The 1,123-nt window shown below is 52.4% G+C and carries 1 protein-coding gene; it reads right to left on the bottom strand.

Annotated elements, in window-relative coordinates; translation table 11 throughout:
- Positions 1–54: 54 nt before the first annotated feature.
- On the bottom strand, positions 55–1,023 hold the full coding sequence (locus Q9R34_RS21635) for an IS5 family transposase (RefSeq protein WP_072204869.1): 969 nt from the start codon (positions 1,021–1,023) through the stop codon (positions 55–57).
- Between the last annotated feature and the right edge of the window lie 100 nt (positions 1,024–1,123).

Here is a 1,123-nt window from a genome sequence, read left to right as displayed (position 1 = left end):
GCTTTGTTGAATAAATCAGCTTCAGGACGAGTGACTCTGTAGCTGACCGGGTTTTCAGGCAATACGCACGCTTTCTGGCATACCAGCCTTCGTTATTTTATTCAGCGCACGCACCATGCCCAAAGCCTCTGCTACCTGACCATCGTAATCACGCAGCGTCAGTGAACCTCCGAACAGTTGCTTTATCCTGTACATGGCCGTCTCCGCTATCGAGCGACGGTTGTAATCTGTTGTCCATTTCCACCGGGCATTACTCCCGGTCAGCCGCTGATTCGCTACTGCACGGTTACGGTCTGCGTACTCTACGGGCCAGTAACCCGCTCCTTTTCGGGGCGGGATGAGGGCACTGATTTTCTTGCGCCGCAGTTCATCGTGACAGAGTCGGGTGTCGTAAGCGCCGTCTGCTGCGGCTGCCCTGATTTTTCTGTGTGTCTGCCGGATAAGACCCGGGAAAGCTTCTGAGTCCGTGACGTTGTTCAGAGACAGGTCCGCGCAGATGACTTCATGTGTTCTGCTGTCAACGGCCAGATGCAGCTTCCGCCAGGTACGACGGCGCTCTTTGCCGTGATTTTTGACTTTCCATTCGCCTTCACCAAAAACCTTCAGCCCGGTGGAATCAATCACCAGGTGTGCGATTTCACCCCGGGTGGGTGTTTTGAAACAGACATTAACCGACTTTGCCCGCTTGCTGACACTGCTGTAATCCGGGCAGCGCAACGGAACGTTCATCAGGGCAAAAATGGAATCAATAAAACCCTGCGCAGCCCGCAGGGTCAGCCGGAACAGGCGTTTAATCATCAGGACGGTGGTGATGGCAAGGTCAGAATAGCGCTGAGGTCTTCCCCGTGATGAAGGCGTTGCCGACTCATACCAGGCATGAGTCGCTTCATCGTCCAGCCAGAAAGTGAGGGAGCCACGGTTGATGAGGGCTTTGTTGTAGGTGGGCCAGTTGGTGATTTTGAATTTTTGCTTTGCCACGGAACGGTCTGTGTTGTCGGGAGGATGCGTGATCTGATCCTTCAACTCAGCAAAAGTTCGATTTATTCAACAAAGCCATTCCGATATCAAGACACAGCGAAAGGCTCAGTAAAAAACCATTTGAAAACTCGATCATAACGTAAAA

The sequence above is a fragment of the Enterobacter sp. BRE11 genome (assembly GCF_031844285.1).
In the GTDB taxonomy this organism is placed as follows: domain Bacteria; phylum Pseudomonadota; class Gammaproteobacteria; order Enterobacterales; family Enterobacteriaceae; genus Pantoea.
The sequence above is the reverse complement of the archived record's forward strand: the minus strand, read 5'-3'. Positions and strand labels throughout refer to the sequence as shown.